Genomic DNA, 20,209 nt, shown 5'->3' with positions numbered 1-20,209 from the left:
TCGCCCTCTTATAACTTACCAACTAGGTTAATGAACACGCCTGATGCGTCGTAATCGTCATCATTCGCTAGGTTGCCATCAAAGCCTGAGAAGTTGTAACCCACGCCGACTTTGAAGTTGTCGCTCAAATGTTTGTTAACCGAAACCAATGCGCCCTGCTCTAATTCGTCGTAGGTGCTGTCCGTCTTCCAGTGGTATTCACCGGTCACGTCCCAGTCTTTCATAACACGGTAAGAGGCACTCAAACCGTAGAGAGAAATTTTACTGTCGACTGGAATGTCTTCGCCTGACTGACGAGTGAAAATTTCATGCTTGTTCTTAAACGCGTATTTCGCGCCTAAATCCCAGTTTGCATCCAACGAGTAGATACCTTCGATTTCGATGATGTGGCTTTCTTCATCTTTGTAATCCACATCGCGGTTAAGTTGGTCGAAGTCCACCAAATACGTGTAGCGAGAGAGGACGTTCAAACGGTCGTTGTAGATTGGGCGATATGCCAAACCTGCGGTCGATTCAATAAAACGAGCCAACACTTTATCGCTCGATTTGCTCTCTGAGCGTGAGTAGTTGAACTTGCCAAACAAGGTATACTCTTCCGTTAGATGATGCGTGTAACGGTTAGTCGTCACCCACTGGTCGACACGTTTTTTATCTGGGTCGGCGGAATCATCGGTCTTGTCGACACGGTATTCGACTTTGTTCTTGAATAATACGTCATCTACATCGATGGAAGTGCTTACACTCACGGCTTGGCGCTCTGTGGTGATCTTCTGGTCGTCTTCAATTTCGCCTTTTTGATAGCCGATACCCATGTCGATGTCGTCGTTCATGTCGTAACCAAAACCAAACGAGTCAATACGACCTTTGCCGTTGTTCTCATCTACAAATTGGTTTTCTTGGTAGAAATCGACCGTTGAAGTCAGGTCTGCTCGTTGACCAACAATCACGTTGTTTTTACCTTCGTAAGTGTCGTCTACGTAGGTTAAGTAGGTGCTGTAATCTTCGGTTACGTCATACGTCACGCTCGCTTCTGCAGCATCACCGCGATCACCAGTGGTGTATTCCGCACCAACGACAAAGTCTTCTAGAATGCGCGTTTCGCCACCTAGCGTGACGCTATCATTCTCATCGTATTCGTCGGTTTGGCCTACGGTTTTCTGGCCTTTGATGTACACGTTGTTGTCGCTGTCCCAGATATAGTCAGCTCGCAGACCCGCTAAGGTGCCTTTGCCTTTTTCATCCTCATTGTTCAGCTCTTCAACTTGTTTACCCGCTGCCGAAATCTTGATGTGTTTAGTGACTTTAACTTGCGTTTCCAATTCCGCTTGCTGGGTATCGGTTCTCAAGTCACCATCTAACTCGCGCTCTTCAATAGAGGTAAAACGCGTCTTCACAGCAACTCGGTCAGTGGCTTGGAAACGAATTTCAGTACCGTAAGACTCTTGTTCTAGGTCGTCATCTTGGCTGGCAAAGCTGTAACCTGCGTCTTTAGATTTGTACCAAGCTTTTACATCGTTACCCACCGCAGAAAAGACGTTTGGTGCTAAATCATAAAGGTTCATTACCCCTTTGACTTGGTAGATATCACCTTCACGATCTTCCGCGTTACTGCCAATTGGAGTGAAGGTTAAACCGCCATCGAAAGAAACGTAGTTGGAATCGGTTTGACGACCTTTACTGTGCCCGAACTCGGCTTTCAAATACGTACCCTCGGTTGCACGCAAGGTTAAGTCCGTGCCGTACGCTTCGTAATCTTGGTTGTCTTTTTCTTCGGTTTGGTAATTAGCGCCCACACCGATGTAGTCGTTCACCCAACCTTTCACGCGTCCACCAGCGGTCATTGCGTCTAACGCATCACTGCCTTGAGGGACGTATTCATAGTCCACCGAAAGATAGTTATCATAACCAGACGATGGTTGATCGTTGATGACAGTGCCAAAGTTATCCGAAATGATGTTGTTCAGCGGTCTGGTCAGAATGATGCGACCTTGGTACGGGTCGATTTCATAGTCACGTCCCGATTGCAGCGGCATTTCTTGCACAGTGATGCTGCTGTCTGGGTCGACAACTTTCACCATCACTTTGTCACTGCCCGGTACTACTTCACCATGACGCAAGAAGTATAACGAACCACCAGTACCTAGGAATTCATCGTGAGCGAAGAGTGAATCAGATTCAGCCACAAAACCAACGATGTTTAGACGATCTTCGCCGAACTTTGTGGTCGAACGTGTGCGGTAATCCCCTTTAAAACCGTACAAACTTCGGTTGTAATCGTTATTGTCCGTACCGGTAATACCTGTGTTGTAATTACCCCACAATATATTGGATTTATCATATTCGACATTGAGGTACACCTTACCTTTGGTGTTCACCACTTTGTAGATGTTCGAGCTGTCACCATAGTTGCCGTAGTACATTTCATCATCGTCTTCTAGAATATCGAATACGCTGGAGGAATCTGAGGCAAACGGGTGCTTAAACATGTCTCGCACATCGCTTTCTTTGGTATCAAAATGAGTAGTGACTCTTAACTTATCACCGAACTTACCTTGGCCAAAATACGCTAAGCGGCCTTGATTGTAGATGTCATCTTGGTATTGCTCGTCGACGGCTAATGCGGCGGAGTTGCCCGTCACTTTGTTTTTACCGATGTAAAAATCCGCAAGACCCGCTTGTACCCAATACTCATCAGGAATACGTACGTACAGTTGGTAGCGGCGCTCTTCACCACTGTCGAATACCACACGAGTTGGGAACAGGTACGCATCTGCTGGCAAGTATTGTTCTGCGTATAACTCGCCCTCTTCCACATCAAACTCGTCTTCGCCAATCACGACTTTATCAACGCCTTTTAGTCCCGTACCCATGAATCTAGCTAGACCCGCAGAGGTAGGAATATTGTGACGCATCAACTGAGCTTTACCGAGCTTGCGGCTTTGCTCTTCTTCGCCGTCGTTCTTATCGATATCGACCTCAGAATCTGGCTCGACAAGGTCAATCACACCAACCGTCGTCACGTCCATATTGCCGTCTTTATCGAAAGCTTTTAAACGGAACAACAGCTGCGTGTTAGATTCAAATTGATACTCTTGGTCGGTAGTGCCATCCCAAACAATATTGAAATCGTTCGCAAATTGCTGGCCTTCTACCACTGCTAAAGGGTCAACCAAGCCACGGTCACCACCACGGAAGACCTCCAGTTGGTAATGGTCAACGTAGTAGCTGAAATTGGTTGTGATAGCGAAGCTCATCTCTTGCAATGGCTTGCCATCTTTCACTTCAACATCACTGCTAATGCTCAGGTCGAGAACTGGGTCAAATCGCATGATGTCGCGGCTTACCCAAATCGCACCTTGGTCTAGGTAGATACGTGAGTTATCCGTTTGTTCGTGAGCTTTTACTTCAATACCCAGTGAGTCACTGTCAATTTTCTCCAATTGGCTGGTGTCTTTCGCGTACGAAAGTATTGGCAACGCAGCCACGATACACATTGTCAGTTTTGATTGTTTAAATCTAATCATAATAATCCTGCTTAACCGCTTGAGTGCTTGGCTGCGTGATACACAGCCTACGTCTTACTGCGAACGGTTAATCATCCCCACTGCTTTTGATGCTGAAGTTGAATTTCGTCAGTTTATTTGGTGTGATTCGGCGTACTTTCGGGTTCTCACTGATCACTTTCATGCCTGTTGGTAAGGAGTCTGTGTCCACCTTAACTAGAAACTGCTTGCCTTTTTTATTCAACACCCACTGATCTGGTACATGGTATCGACCATATTGGTCTGTCTCGATGATGATGCCTTCGACGGTAAGCAAGCGAACACCCGGAATACCATCCTCGTAAATCCCCTTGTTCTCCACTATGATCTCCCAAAGGTAATGGTCACCATCTCGGTAGAGGTTTCTCACCACGTCGATGTTCTCTGCCGACAAGCCTTTTTTCTTATCTCCTTTGTGCTTGGTAATCGCGTTACCTTGCTTATCAAACTCAATGTGCGTGCCGTTATCCGTCATCACCTTGAACGGGAAACCTTGGCGAGTTCGTGTATTAAACTGGAACACCACTTTGTTGCTGTGTTCGAGGGTACGGTTACGAGACAGGCCGTACAGCTCATCGACTTCATAACCTTTGTCCACACTCGACATCACGACATCTTGGTCTTGCTGTGTCACATTCACGTCTTTAAGTTGAGTTTCAACGCCATCCTGTATAATGAATGTCGAACCAGCAATGTACTCACCCACGGCTAAGTCAATATCGATGTAGATATCATCCGCGGTCGCATCGGCTTGGAAACCGTCGCCATTGTGGTCTTCAAATACCTTGCCGATAATAGAAGCGGTATCGAATACCTTGTCTGGCATCACCTCTACCGTCGCACTAGCAAGGTTCGATTTCACCACATAAGAGGTCGTCGCGCGTTGTGCTGAGAAGCTCTCTGCAGGTGGCGCTTCCGCCCAAGCCGTGTTGGTATAAACACCAAACGTTGCCCCGACACTCACGCGCATTAGGTAACGAATACGAACGGCATCGGCGGTTTTTGAGTCGCCTTTGCCATAGATGTTCATATCACCTACATCAAAAAACAATTGATTGGTTTTCGTTGGCTCTACGGTGATTTGGATGTCATCCGAAGTATCAAATACGCCATCAGGACCGCTGTTGACCATCTCTGTCGAGTCTAGGATGTAAGCGAAGCCACCTGGGTAGCGATCAACCAAACGCACACCCGTGAATGGATTATCATTTTCGTTGGTAATGACGACTTCATACTCAACGACTTCGCCCACACTTGCTTCTGATTTGCTCGCTACCTTGGTCACTTTTAGCATGCCTTCGTTGTAGGCTTGCTTCTTAACCTTGATCGTGACATTCGCAGATGCTGTTTCTCCAGTGGATGCCGTCGCCGTGAAGACATTAGTAAAGTCATCATCAATGCCTTGATTGATTTCTCCCGTTACTACTATCTCGTACTCATTGCCTTGGTAAGCTTTCATCGTGTGGTTCGAGTCGACGTTGCTATCTGAATCGACAGAAACCACAACACCAGACTTGAGCTCGGTGATGGTCGCTTTCCATGTGGTGAACAATGGATTGCCATTTTTACCAATAAGCTTGTCGATTTCGTCCAACAGATTGACGCTTTCTGCATCCGCAGAACCTCGGTTGGTCGCCGTCATTGTGAAAGTAATTTCATCGTCGTCGTTGGTGTATTCTGCTTTATCCGCCACTTTCGTTACCGACAAGATGATAGGCTGTGGCTTGATAGTGACAAAATCGTCTGCCAATACATCGCTTTCTGACTTATCGTAGGCATAAGCGTGGTTGGTAATTTCTCCCATCGCGTCGGCGTTCACCACACCTGTGATTTCAATTTCTAGCGTGTCATTTGGCGCTAGAATCACGCGACTATTCACATCCAAGTTGTCACCCTGGATCTGTGGCAAGACAATGGTACGGTCATCGCTGTATGAACTGGTTATACTCCAAGAAGTAAAGGCACTTTCTTCGGTATCATGAATCGTATTTACTTTAAGTTCAGAAAGCAGATCTTTAAGGACAATCTCTTCAGTAAACGAGCCGGATTCATTACTTAACACCACGTGATAAGTCACGCTTTCACCTGGACGGTAATATTCGTCATCCACGGTTTTCTCAAGCTTGACGGACTCTGGCATGGCAAACAGTGTTGCAGTTGCGTCCTGAGTTTCACCTCTGAATGTCGCGCTCGCTGTATTTTCAATCTCACCTGTCGCGTATTGATTAACAAGACCGGTGATAACGAACTCCACTTCGTCGTTTGCTGCGATAGTTAGCGTTGATTCAATATCCGAATTCACACTTGGTATGTTGGTGATTTCTGTTTCAGGATCGTTTTTATTCACGTCAATTCGCCAAGAATCAAACGCTTTAACTCTAGTACCATCAAGTCGAAGGACCTCTAGGCTGCTGATCGAATCTTGAACATCAACATCGGTTGCTGGCACCGTCCCCTCATTCTTGATCTTAACGCGGAATGTCGCTTCAGTTCCCGGCACGTAGTATTCCGTATCTGCCGTTTTCTCGATTGAGATTCCTTGTGACTGAGGCTGAATGGTTGCGCTAGATTGTTGGGTTGTACCATTCAAATCTGCCGTCGCGATATTGGTAATTTCACTCGCGGCTAATGGGTTGGTTTTTGCCGTAATCGTAAATTCAACAATGTCATGCGGCGCAATATCAATCACAGAACGAATATCTTGATCATCCATTGGCATCGGTGTAACCGTTGTACGATTGTCATTCGTAGTGGTTTCAATCGTCCAACTCTCAAATGCACGCTCATTGACACCGTGAATATTGATGGCTTTTATGCCTGACAAAATATCTTCAAGCTTAATGTCATTATCGAAACCGTCCGTTCCGTTATAAACACGAACGTGGAATACAGCATTCTCACCCGGAATATATGTCGGTGATTCGACAGTTTTCTCTATCCACACCTCTTCTGGGAGAGTTTCTAGCGTTGCTGTCGCATCCAATATTGCACCGCCGAATTCAGCACTTGCCGTATTCACGATATTTGCCACCGCACTATTATTCACCGTACCTGTTATAGCAAATTCAACTGTATCGCTAGGCGCAATATCTAAACGTGTATCAATATTTTGGTTCGGCCCCGTTACTTTTTCGATATTCGTGCGAGGATCACCTTTGGTCGTCACAATGGTCCAATCAAGTAACGCGGATTCTATTGCCCCGCCGGAGGTCTCCACTTTTAGTTCGGAAATAAGATCTTCTAACTGCACATTTGCGGCAAAACCCGAACCATTATTCGTCACTTTAACTCGGAATGTTGAGAGCTCTCCTGGTTGGTAGTAACGTTCATCCGTTGTTTTTTCGATGACAATATCGCCCGGACGAGGTTGTAACGTCGCCGTTGCCGTGGTGTCTTTACCATTATGATTAAGCGTTGCTTGGTTAATGATATCGCCAGTCGCTTCACCATTAACGAGTCCAACAATATACAAAGTTATGGTGTCTCTAGGCGCAAGGTCGATGTTGTAATCAATATTTTGATTCACCACTAACTCGTTCTTATCAACCGTGGTTAATGAACTGCCTGTGACATACTGAACCGCCCATTGTAAGAACGCTTGATTCGTTGAACCGTCAATCGTCGCAACCGATAATGCACCAATCTCATCTTTGAGGTTGATGTCGTTTGCGTAGCTGTTCCCCTCATTAACGATTTTTAAAATGTACCCAGCAGATTGATTCGGGCTATAAAACTCTACCATCGGCTCTTTAGTAAACGTCAGATCTGGAATCTTAGCGGTACTGGTCGCTTCTGCGGTTTTCTTTATACCGTTATAAGTCACGTCAACAGTGTTCGTCACATCACCGACGACTTCCGGATCAAGTTGCCCCTCAACGGTAATCGTGACTTCATCTGCCGGACCTATGTCCAAACTACCATCTAAAAATTCACCAGTGGCCGCCGGAAATTTAGTTTCGCCTGTTTTTGATGAGGCATTAAAGAAAATCGAACCCGACTCAAACGCGATGACCGTCGCCCCTGTCACATTGGTCGAAGTAATGTCATTAACGAGGTCTTTCACTTCAACATCATTTGCCCAGTTGTTCGTGGTATTTTCAATCTTAATGGTATAAGTCAGTGAATCTCCTGATTCATATTGGGCTTTATCCACCACTTTTGAGACGGTTAACTCCGCAGTTGCCGCAACATAGGTGGCATCCGCAGTTTGAGTTCCACTGGAATCCGTGACCTCAACGACGTTAGTAATGTCGCCAACAAGATCGTCCTTAACGACACCCTCAATATGAAGCTTGACGGTGTGGTTGGGATGAATGTTGTAACGGACTTGATAGCCATCATCTCCAGTCACTTCAGAACCTGCAATAGGTTGAGTCAGCTTTGGATCTGTACCATCAACACTCACTGATGTTGCTGACCAAGAGTCAAAAGCACGCACGGGTAACGTCGAGCCCGCTTTTTCTGTTCTAATGTTTTTCCAAAGGTCGGCGATCAGTGCATCCGTTACATAACCGCCCCCTGTATTTTGAACTTCTACATCAAACCCAATCGTTTCTCCTGGATGATAAATAGCAGCGGGATCGGTTGTTACCTTTGAAACTTCCAAATTGCCTGGTTCTGGGTAAATAAACTGTTCGCGCAAGTTATACGTTTTAGTATCGATACTGACGTTATTGGTGAACTTACCAACGGCGTCATCTCGAACCTTACCCTCAATTTGAATTCGAACGAGGGAATACACATCACCTGCAGCACTTTTTGCACCCAGTTCGATCTTATTGTTGATATCGGGACTCGGTACACTTTCTAACGCTTTCAGCTCATCAATCTTGGTTTGCCCATTACCATCACTTAAAATTTCCGCCTTTATATTCCAAGCGGTTAGCGCTTGTTGTTGGGATCCATCTGCCGTTTCTACCGTGAAGCTGCCAATGTAGTCCTCAACATTCACTTCCTGGTTACTATCCGTTTCGTTACGAATCAAAATTTCATATTTGATCGTAGAGCCTGGTGTATACGTTGGGGTGCTCGTAGATTTTTGCGCAATAATCCTAGAATCACCCTGTGCGAGAGTGACATTATTACTGTCTACCCCATTAACGGTTGCAACGTTAACAATGTCATCAAGCGCATCAACAGCCACCGTGCCGTCCAGAGCAAATACCACTTCATCGCCCGGCATCAGATCGAACACGGCATCTAGTGGAACATTACCTTGATACTGGCCTGTAATTGAAAATCGGTCAGGTGATGGCGCAGAAACAATGGATGTACTGTAACCAGAAAACGCCAATGTAGGTGTCGCGGCTTGGGTATAAATTTCATTGAGTTTATCAACGATAGCTACATCATTTGCGATGCCCTCACCATCGTTTCTTACGGTGATTTGGTACTGAACTTGACCACTCGGATTGTAGTGACAACCAACGCCATCATCGGATGGGAAAGTACACGTGTTACTATCCGATGTCGTGCCTATTACTTGCTTTTTAAATGTCAGTAAAGGTGCGACTGGCGGAATGATTTCCGTGGTATCCGTATGATTCCCTGCTTTACCGGTATTGCCATCGATGTCACCGAGTGCATCCGGACGAATTTTCCCTTTAACGGTGAATTCCATCACTTCTTCAGGGGCAATATCCACCAGCAGATCTAAGTCATCAGAACGGTCATAAGATCCAACGTAGGTATCTTGGTTGCCACTTGTACCTGTTGAAGTAAACGTATGAGTGATATCGGTATCAGAAAATGCCGACTTAGTCGTACCGCCAATTACCTCAACTCGCACATTCGATATGATGTCCTGAATCACCGTTTGATCGCGCCAAACAGGTTCTGTATTGGCAACAGTAAACTTGTAGATCACCTCATCTTCTGGTTTGTAAGTATCATTCGTAGCATATGGCTTACCCGCTATCGAGACGATCGCTTTCTCTACCGTCAAATTGGCACTATCTGGAATAATTTTCGCCGCACTAAAGTTCGAACCATTGTACTTCGGTTTCGCGACTATCTGATCAAGGGCATCAAAACGGACCTGTGACTCCATCACAAAATCAATCCATCCCCCAGGGGCAATAGACAATATCGGGATATCAATGTCAGAGTTTGTTCCACCGGTATAACCACCAATGTCTGTCGTTGCTTCTCCTGACGTTGTAACGGTGACATCCCAACCATATTGTTCAAAAGCTGGTAAGGTTTGGTTATCCGCCTCGCCTGCTGCATTTTGGGCAATACGAACTTTGACTTTAGAAAACAGTTCTTGCAAAGACTTGTTGTATTCCAATCCTTTACCGTTATTTTCTATTCTCAAGTGATAAACCACTTTTTTACCATCGCTGGTGTGGTTATACGTTGTTTTATGAGTAGACAATGAGTTGTCAGTAAACGCTTTATGCAACTTCGTAATTTTAGCCGGAAGCATATTAACGGGTTCTGAAACTAAATTTTGCTTATTATCTACCACCGCAATATTCAGTATTTGACCTACTGCTTTTTCACTGATTTTCGCTTTGATGGTATACACGACAAAAGTGTCACCCGAAGCAAAACTGTTCGCCGCCAAGTTAAACTGGGTATCAATATCACTACTGTTTGTTACACTCCCAGCATCACTGATACCACTTGCATCGACTGCCGTTGTAATCGTCCAAGAATCAAATGCTCTTCCAACCGTACCATCAAGATACTGTGTTTGAATTTTACTGATCTCATCTTTAATCGGCATATCATTGATGTGGACGTTATTAAGATTCTTTAACGTAATTTCATACTCAATGTAGCCACCAGGTGTATACCCACCATTCAACTCGGTCGTACCATTACTATCAAAAATACGCGTTACGTGTTTCGTAAAATTGAACTTTTCTGCCGAAGCTTTCGTTTCAGCACTGACGGTATCACCATCAACGGTTAACAAGTTCAATATCTCGCCAATCGCTTTCTCATTGACCGTTGCGGTGACTTTGTATTCAACTTTGGTCCCCGCGGGGATCGACGCGTGCGTACGAATGTCTTTGTTATTTGCAATCGAACCATCTAAATCCATGATTGCTTTGCTGCTGCCACTGACTATGCGTTGATCAATCGTCCAACCTAAATCGAAAGCCTTACCCCGTGTGCCGTCGATCAAATCGGTTTCAATAGACGACAAATTATCAACCACAGGGATATTGTAGGCATTGCCTTTACCGTCATTTTCTATCGTCAAGCGGTATACCAGTGGCTGATTCGGCTCGTAGCTTACTTGGTCAACTGTTTTGGTAAATGACAGATGATAGCTATTAGGAACGACGGTAATACCGCCAATCGTTATGGTTCCAACCGCGTCTTCTCGTACTACGCCCTCAACTTCGAATGTGACGGAATCGCCACCAGCCACATCGATTGTTGTATCAATATTCTGATTATCTGCAACTGTGCCATCTAATGTGCCATCGGTTGTCCCTTGACCACCATTCGAATCTTTTTTAGACACATCAACGGTAAAGCCCGTCTCAAATGGGGTTGCTAGTGTTCCATCAAGCAGTTGGGTCTTAACACTTTCAATATCCTCTGAAACGCCGTGGTTATTTACGTAACCAGTCTGAGAAGATACGGTCACTTGATACGTTAACGTATCGCCCGGAGAATAAAATTGAGTCTCAACACCGTTAACAAGCAGTTTGCGGACCACATCCCCACCATTATCAGCACGCTCCATTTCATGATGAGAAACGTGCGACTCTTCTGTTACCTGACCAATATCACGATAGATGTACGCATCGTTTTCAATCTTATTATTTAAGCTACCTCCAGCATCTTGAGAACCAATCACGTTATCCTTAACACGCGCTTTAATTCTAAACGTACGCAACTCCCCTGCATCGAGAGTCATCGTATTTGAGGCGTTGCCCGGAGGATAAACAAAATCTTCGTTAGTTTTAGCCTGAAAACCTGACCCAAAATCAAACTGCCAATACTCAAATGGTTTTTGATCATAGAGATCGGCATAGTGATCATCTTTGTCATTAGCAAGCACCGCACGGATCTCATTTAAAAGATCGACCACTTTCAAGCCTGTCTCTGGGTTAGAGCCATTATTCAGAACGCGAATTTCATAGGTCACGTCATCACCAGGTGAGAAACGCACTTTGTCTGCCGTTTTAAGAATGGACACATTCAGCTTTTCACCTGATGTCCCCCCAATTTCTGCAGAAGATGATTGGTTTAGGTTTGTAGCAGGATCGTAAATTTCAGCGGTATTCGAGATTTCATCTTGTGAATAATCCGCTTTGACTTTGCCTCTGATGTCATAGACCACATACCCCTCAGTGCCATTTATTCTAGGGTCAATGTCGATGCGAGTATTGATGTTGCCATTGTCTGGATAATCGCGCTTCGAGCCCGCGTTACTGCCCGTTTTAAATGGTGAGTTGTTGGAATCTGTATAAGAGGTGATGGTCCATTCAGAGAAAGCCCCAAGCCCAATAATATCATCGGTAACACGCACTTCATTCGCATACCCAGGTCCCGTGTTTACAATGGTCACCTTAAAGTTAACCCACTGCCCAGGAATGAATTCATCATTCGGCGTGGTTTTTGCCACAATTACTTTTGGATCATGTGGATAAACAACTGCAGTATCAGTCGCAGAAGATTGAACGGTCGAGTCTGGTGTTTTGATCTCTGCTGTATTGTTAAACCGTGTGAAAATGATTTCATCTTCATTAGTACGATCGATCTGCGCTACAATCGTATAAATCACCTCGACATTCGGTGGGATCTGTGCGGTGGTATCCAGATCAATGTTGTCTGAAAATGCCCCAACATCGGTGTATGTCGCATTCCCATCCAATCTTGGATCGTCGGACTTAATCTCTGCACTAATTTGCCACGATTTAAACACAGGTTTAGTCACACCATCCGGTTCCAATATACCTGCCGTAATCGTAGATAGCGTGTCTTTCACTTTGACATTAGTAGCGTAACCATTTTCTTTCGCATTTTTTAACCGAATTTCATACGTCACTTCCGTATCTAATTTTGAATACGCCGTTTGTTCTGCATGAAAACCCGTATCGGTGTTCGTTTTTACTCGCTTGTCTAATTCGATCGCGAAGTCTCTAGGATCTGATCCTCGGTCTGCATAAACAGACCCATCGACAGTCACTTGGTTTTGAATATGCCCATTCGCCACAGGATCGGTCTGTGCCACGATGGTGTACTCAATATAAGAGTGAGGCTGAAGTGTTGCGATAACATTGAGATTATTTGGGTATTTGATTTCACCCGTGATCCCCGTATCTGAGGCAGTCGCATCACTGCCATCCTCTTTATATGCATGGGCGGTGATCGTCCAATCAGAATATGCAGGGATCGTATTTCCTTTAATGTCTTGAGTTTCAACCGCTGATAAATCATCCAATACTTGAACTTGGTCAGCAAAACCATCGCCATCGTTCGAGACAGTAATGGTGTAAGTCAGGGCTTGTCCGGAGGAATAGAAACGACTATCGACATCTTTGCCCGCGCGCAGGTTATCATCAGGGGTTTGAACACCCGACCCCTCCTCCGTGACATTGTCACTAGAACAACTTGGATCATTATCCAAAATCAAGCCCATGCTGCTGTCATTCGTTTTCGCCGTCAGCTTGTATTTTATGGTTTGTCCCGGCGCAATATCCGGAGTAAGAGAGATAGGATTAGAACTCCACGCTCCATAATTGTAACTACCTGGATCAGAGCCATTCGAATCTTGTCCAGAGAGAACGTCAACTTTCCACTTTTCAAAAGCTTGCCCATCACCCGAACCACCCGCTTGCTCCGTAATCACACAAGTTAAGTTGTCTTGTACCAGCAGGTTGTTAGCAAAATACTTTGATGAGCCGTTGGTCACCGTAATTTCATATTCAATCTCGCCACCAGGCACGTATTCACTTGCGCTCGTCGTTTTAGATATTGAGATATCAGAATCAGAGACACTGAGTACTTTTTCTGCATCCACCGTGTCGGAGACCGTAGCGGTTTGAACAATCGTGCCAGCTTCATCCACAACAGAAGCTGTAAAGCCTTGAAGTGTTCCGATCGTAATCGATGTTAAAGTCGCTTTGATGTTGTAAGTGATCGACTCTCCAGGATAGATAGATACCGTATCATCAAAATCTACATCCGTTTGAGGGCCGCTTTGATAAGAAGATTGGGATTGGCCACCGATATTAGTGACAGTGACATCCCATGTTGAAAATGGGTTACCATCAACATCAGTATGATCAAAATTGTTAGACAGATCATTCGCTAAGCCATTGCTTGACACAATATCCTGAATGTTTTGTTTTACATGGTATTCATGCGCGATACCACCACTGGTGTTTGTGGCTTTTACTTCGATATTTACCACACCATTGATCAAATATGGCGTGGTCGATAGTAAACGATGTGACAGTTCAATATCTGGTCTCGCAGGGGGCGTGTTGAGCTCATTACTATCTAACGTTCCAGAGCGAGTAGTCGAGGTTGCGTTAGTAATAATATTCGAAACGAGGTCATCTGCGACCGTTGCAGTAATGGTATAAGTAACGTATCCACCGACTGAAATCATCGCATCTTGAACCGATAAGTTATCTGATGTCGAATAAGTACCCGGATCACTCCCAGAAGACGCTACAGCAGTAATAGAAACATCACTAAATGGTGAGGTCGAACTGCCTGATTGCGTTTCACCTGTCAAAGATTTAAACGCTTGTTCGATATCTAATCCTCGAACGGTAAATATCCCCGTATTGGTCGCCGTTAAGGTATAGCGCAATGCCTTTCCTACCTCGTACTCAGACGGCGTTACAATGGCATCGAGGGTGTATTTATACTCGGCAGGTGTAAATGTGATTTCTTTTTTATTTTCATAGGTTTGTTCAACACCTGCAATCTGAGCTTTTACAACCGTTCCGCCTAGCACAATATCACCAGCGGCATCATCTGCCACCGTCGCTTCGATCTGGTAGGTGATTCGACCAAATGGGAGAAGGCTTGCTCCAACAACGTCTAAATTTGCGTTATTGTCTTTATAGGTCCCCGAATTAGAACCAAGGGTATGTGAATCACTTATCGCAATGTTGCTAAATGCAGCGCTAGAGCCCGACATGACATCCCAAATAGCGTTCGTGACCGAAACACCTCTAACGATACTCGCTGTTGTATTGCTTACTTCAATCGAATATGAGATGACTTGCCCATTTTCATAATAGGTTCCTGACGTAGGGCTAAAAGAAATGTCGATTTCATTAGCTGCTATCGCATGGGCTGAGGCGAAAAAAGTCAGCATGAATATGGCTAGATAACGTTGAACGATGGTCACAGAACTTTCCCACTTTTTATGATCATACCCAACTAATCTCGACCGACATGCTCACCGAGAATGACTTGGGAGTACTATTATTCATTGATTTAATTCGAAGCTAAGAATAACGTCAAAAATCAAGCGCCATATTTTTGACAATATAGACAACCGATATGTCACGTTTCTGTCAGTTTCCATTCAGGTTCAAACAAAGCGTTGAATTCTGCATCTTCACAAACATCCTGAATTTTTAGCTAAGAGCAGACAAATCATAAGCATCATCGTCTCCGTTTCCGTATTCAATGCCAGGGAAATAGTAATATTCAACCAGATGGCATACTTTGCCTGCTTTACATTTCAATGTAGCTGAAATGAAAGGAATTTTAATAAAAAACACATATAACGCACAAAATACTCAACTAATATCACAATCTTGATATTAACTGGAAACAAATTCAAAACTCACACTGGGTAATGCACCGTGAGCAATCTAGCAACTCAGCGCTTGTTTAGCGCAAACAAGAAGATAACGGTCGCCATTAACCGAACGCTGTATTAATATTGAGAAAAATATTAAAAGTCGCGCTTCATACCAGAGCAAATCACCTGCGTCTAACGCTAAGTTTATTGTGTGCAAAGCGTTTATTCCGAGCAAGGTACGTATTGTGAGCAAAGCGTTTATTCCAAGCAAAGTACGTATTGTGAGCAAAGCTATACCTGGAGCAACTCGAGGTTCTCTTTTAAAACCCGATACGCGCTGCCAACAATGAATCATTGCAGGGTATTCAAAGAATAATTTCGATTGGTGCATGAATGCGCTCGACAATTAAGGAGCTAGGAATGGACTCGCCTGCATATATGCAGATCATTGCTTTGTTGACCCGAGTACAAAATTACCCTGGGTTAGATGGGCTAAGTTTTATTGAACGTCGAATAGAACAGATTTGTCAGCACACTGATTTTACTATGCCTGAAGCATTTACATGCTTTGTTGATGGATTGAAGCATGACCGCAATGATGAACTTGATCCCGCAATCGTGCAGTATCAAGCTTGTTTAGCCGCCTGCTCATCCATCGATATTGCCCTGCGTTTTCAAACCCACGTTTTGCTAGCATCGATTTACGCCGATAGAGAACAGTACCAACAAGCGTACGACTTATACCAAGAAGTATTGAGCCATTCTCATCTGCTCGATACCAACTTCGTCTCCTTGGCATATACAAACATCAGTGACTTGTACCTTTCATTAGAGAAGTATTCTCAAGCTGTTGAACTGGCACAACTCGGAGCAAAAGCATCTCAAGAAGTCTGCAACCCCGTGAATGAAGCAATTTGTCTGCTCAATGTTGGGATGGGCTTAGGTCAACTTGGTGACCCACTTTCTGCGCTTGAGCACTTCCACCAATCACTCTCCATCGCAAAAGCCATACCCGATCAACGTATTGAAGCGATCGCTCATGGCTATATCGCTCAAATTTTGATGCAGCAAAGGGAAACGAATACTCAAAAAATTCAATTTCATTTTGAAGCGGCCGACCAACTATACAAAAAAGTCAAAGATCAGCATAACAGCCAAGAAAATCTCACTTTCTTTGCCGAGTTTTTAACAAGAGAACATCAATTCCATGATGCTCAACACATATGTGATCGCTTGGCTAAATTAGTAGACGCTGAGAACAATTTCGGATTTTATGCTCGCTACTGTGAAGCGCAAATCGTTATTTACGAACAACAAAAGCAGTGGGAAACCCTAACACGCTTCCAAAAGGACTACTTAGCACAAACTCAACACCGCTTACAAAGAGCGCAAAATGAGGAAGCAGAGCATCTTCAACAGGAGATCGCCCAACTTACTCAGCAACAAGAACACCAGTTACTAAAACAAGTCCAAGAACAAGTTGGGGCGATCACAGACGTAGGACAAAGCATTGCGACCGTACAAAGCCTTGAACAAAGCTTACCCTTTATCTATGAAAAAGTGTCTTCGATTTTTCCAACCGATGAATTCGGTATCGCCCTTTTTGAGGAAGAGAGTCAGTTATTAGATTACCGTTACTTTTACGATTGTGATGGACATGTGTCTCCTTTGACCATCAATTGCAAAACCGACCGTAATATAGGCAGTTATGTGGTGGCTACGGGCAAAACTGTCCACATAAACAATGTCACCGAAGAGTCCATTAGCGCTTATGTTCCTTTATCCGAACGTAGGGAGCACGATCTTGTTATTTTCGACAACAGTAAAGTTGCAAGATCGGTTATATTGACGCCGATTCGACTTGGTCAACGAACACTAGGTGTGTTATCGCTCCAACATCATTTGCCGGATCAGTATCAACGCCACCATGTTTACTTATTTGAACAACTGGCAGGATTCATTGCGATCTCATTAGAGAACCTTGTTCAACGACAGCACTTACAGCATGCAAATGCGCAACTTGATAAGTTATCAAAAACGGATCCACTGACGGGGTTATATAACCGATATCAGTTAGATAAAATCGCGCCAACCCTCATCAAACGAGCCAAGTCAAAACATCAGAACTTGGCCATTGCGATCATCGACATCGATTATTACAAAGGCTTTAATGATTGCTTTGGTCATCAGCAAGGCGATCTCGCGCTTAAAGCGGTAGCAAAAGTGCTCACAGATGTCTTTAACAATAAAGGGGAATACCTGTTCCGCTATGGTGGCGATGAATTTCTCCTCATTGCGATGAACCAGTCATGTGGCCAACTTAAGGTTCGACTCACGCAACTTGAAGAGCAAATTGCATCACTCGAGATGAAAAACCCCTCCTCTCTTTGTTCAGATCTCTTAACGCTATCAATAGGTGCGACCAACTTTACTCAATTACCATCAGTAAGAACGAGTTTTGAAAGCCTATTCAACATCGCAGATGAGGAGCTATACAAAGTCAAAGAGCAGGGACGAAACCACTTTCGTTTGGTCGAACAAGAACTTTAGCTATCCAGATAAATCATTTTTTTACTCATCCCACCATCAACAACCAAATTGTGGCCATTCACAAAGTCGTTCTCGGGATGAGTAAGAAACAAGCAAGCATTAACAATGTCCCTTGCTTTTCCGACTCGGCCAGAGGGATGTTGTTGATGATCCAACGCCTCTAGATCATCATAGCCCTCGACTTGGATCCAACCTGGACTCACTGCATTCACAGTGATTGGGGTATCGGAAAGAGAAATAGCCATCGAATGTGTCATTGACACCACACCACCTTTAGATGCGCCATAAGCATCCCAACCTGCTTCGTTTTGATACCACCGCGTGGAGCCTATATTGATGACTCGTCCGTAAGAACATCCTTTATGCAACGCGATAAAACGACGAGTACATGCAAATGCGCCCTTGAGATTAACATCTATCACTCTCGAAAATTCATCAAATGTCAGAGTACTTAGTGGCTTATTAAAGTTAGCGATCGCACCATTGTTGAGAAGAACATCAACCTGACCATATCGATTTTCAAGTTGATCAAAAGCGGCTTCAATTTGATCTATACACCCAAGATCCACCGGGTAAAAATCAACCTCAGAATTCGTCGATGAGACAACATCAAATACGACGACTTTCGCACCAAGATCGAGGTACGCCTGTGCGAGATGCTTACCGATCCCTTGGCTTCCACCAGTCACTAACACCACTTTATTGTCGTACATAACCAAGCCTCAATTTTACTTAACAGGCGTCTATTTTAGGGCGCTAATGAGAAGAAAGATATCCTCAATCTAGGCCGAATCACTCAGGTAAATACCAAAAATTATTAATCTACAAATAAAAATAAAGCCGAATTGATATCGGCTCTAGTGGATAATATCGGATATGTCAGTCCTATCGGATGTGTTACTGTTCAATTTCTCGGATAACTCGACATGGGTTTCCGGCAGCAACCACATTAGGTGGTATATCTTTAGTCACAACACTACCAGCACCTATAACTGAATTATCTCCAATCGTTACCCCTGGACAAACAATCACACCACCACCTAACCAAACATTGTCGCCAATATAAATCGGCGTTCCAAATTCCACGCCCTCTTCTACCCGTCCTTTTACATCCAATGGGTGACCTGCGGTGTAAATTTGTACATTTGGCGCAAATAGAACATTGTCTCCAATATGAACCTCAGCCACATCTAATACGACACAGTTAAAATTGGCGTAAAAGTTTTTACCAAGCTTAATATTAGAGCCATAGTCACAACGAAACGGTGGTTCCAAATAGGCCCCTTGAGCATCAGGAATCAAGGTGTCGATAGCATGTCGCCACTCTTTCGTGTCTGGAATACTGTTGTTTAGGATTTGTAGCGTTTTACGGCATGCAATTCGAGCTTGATAAAGCTCATCATCCCAAGCGTTGTATGGCTCACCCGAGAGCATTTTTTGTTTTTCAGTTTTCATGATTAACGACGATTACTTCTAAAAGAAAACCGCATGAAAACACAATCTACGCCCGCAAAATGTGAGAAAACGCAATATTACATGCAAATGGGAACATTTTTACCATTCTAAATCTTATACCGCTTCGGGTAGGTCAGAAAGGTTATCTTTCACCCAAATCAAAGCTTGTACTCGATTCTTGACCTCTATTTTCTTAAAAATATTATGCAAATGCGTTTTTACCGTGTTTTCACTCACAAAAAGTTGCTTGGCGATTTGCTGATTGGACGCCCCCATAGAAAGAAAAGTCATAATTTGCTGTTCTCTTTTCGTTAACACTGCCGATGTCGACTTGTTAACTGGGCGACTGTGCCTACGTAGATGCGTAATATACTCTTGAGAGAACTTTCGACTGAACCACATATCACCCTGTAGAATTTTCCCGATACCTGTATGCAGGGTATCAATGTCATCTGACGTGTAAAAAATCCCGGCTAATGTTGGCCACACTAATGTTTCTTGGGTTGAAATAGACTTGTCGCAATTAAATAAGACTTCGATCGTATCTTTATTATTTTCCGCTTTTACAAGCATGTAGTTATCGAATGCTTCTTCATTGAGCGCACTTTTATCAAGCAATATCGCGGAGGTTGAATCTGGGAGGGAGTGTGAAGAGGGGGAGAGTTTATCTGGCGCAATCAAAGTAACGTTAATCGTGAGTTTACTTTCCAAAACGTCCTTTAATAAAGATGACTGTAAACTGTCTTCCGTGATTAAAACGACATTCCTTTTGTTATCATTTTCCATATTTCTCCCATCCCTACCTATCTGACGTGAATATTTAGAGTCGATTACATAGGCATTAAAGTCAAGTATGAAAATAGTAGTACTTATGTATAACTGACTCCCTCATCAAGTATTGATAGTAGTATAAAACCGGCAATAA

At 44.0% G+C, this 20,209-nt stretch carries 6 protein-coding genes; 1 reads left to right on the top strand and 5 read right to left on the bottom strand.

All coding sequences use genetic code 11. The annotated features are described in order from the left end of the window. Positions 1-8: 8 nt before the first annotated feature. Together VA249_RS16090 and VA249_RS16085 are read right to left on the bottom strand one after the other, a co-directional pair. Positions 9-3,524 carry a hypothetical protein gene (locus VA249_RS16090; RefSeq protein ID WP_221071564.1) on the bottom strand — a complete coding sequence of 1,172 codons (3,516 nt, stop codon included), beginning with the start codon at positions 3,522-3,524 and terminating at the stop codon, positions 9-11. A 67-nt stretch (positions 3,525-3,591) separates the two neighbouring features. Further along, complete coding sequence (locus VA249_RS16085) at positions 3,592-14,844, bottom strand: DUF11 domain-containing protein (protein WP_221072193.1); 11,253 nt, start codon at positions 14,842-14,844, stop codon at positions 3,592-3,594. Between the two features lie 855 nt (positions 14,845-15,699). Between VA249_RS16085 and VA249_RS16080 the strand changes: the two genes are divergently transcribed. Then, positions 15,700-17,829 carry a sensor domain-containing diguanylate cyclase gene (locus VA249_RS16080; protein WP_221071563.1) on the top strand — a complete coding sequence of 710 codons (2,130 nt, stop codon included), beginning with the start codon at positions 15,700-15,702 and terminating at the stop codon, positions 17,827-17,829. Here the strand turns inward: VA249_RS16080 and VA249_RS16075 are convergent. The 3 genes from VA249_RS16075 to VA249_RS16065 form a co-directional block, all read right to left on the bottom strand. Next, the gene (locus VA249_RS16075) at positions 17,826-18,542 is read right to left on the bottom strand and encodes an SDR family NAD(P)-dependent oxidoreductase (RefSeq protein WP_221071552.1); all 717 of its coding nucleotides are present in this window, start codon (positions 18,540-18,542) and stop codon (positions 17,826-17,828) included. The genes VA249_RS16080 and VA249_RS16075 overlap by 4 nt on opposite strands. Positions 18,543-18,726: 184 nt before the next feature. Beyond that, entirely contained in the window at positions 18,727-19,284 is a 558-nt protein-coding gene (locus VA249_RS16070) for a sugar O-acetyltransferase (RefSeq protein ID WP_128812682.1), read from the bottom strand. Positions 19,285-19,398: 114 nt separating this feature from the next. Further along, positions 19,399-20,070 carry a LuxR C-terminal-related transcriptional regulator gene (locus VA249_RS16065; RefSeq protein ID WP_221071550.1) on the bottom strand — a complete coding sequence of 224 codons (672 nt, stop codon included), beginning with the start codon at positions 20,068-20,070 and terminating at the stop codon, positions 19,399-19,401. Positions 20,071-20,209: the final 139 nt, after the last annotated feature.

This window comes from Vibrio alfacsensis (genome assembly GCF_019670485.1).
Lineage (GTDB): Bacteria > Pseudomonadota > Gammaproteobacteria > Enterobacterales > Vibrionaceae > Vibrio > Vibrio alfacsensis.
The sequence above is the reverse complement of the archived record's forward strand: the minus strand, read 5'-3'. Positions and strand labels throughout refer to the sequence as shown.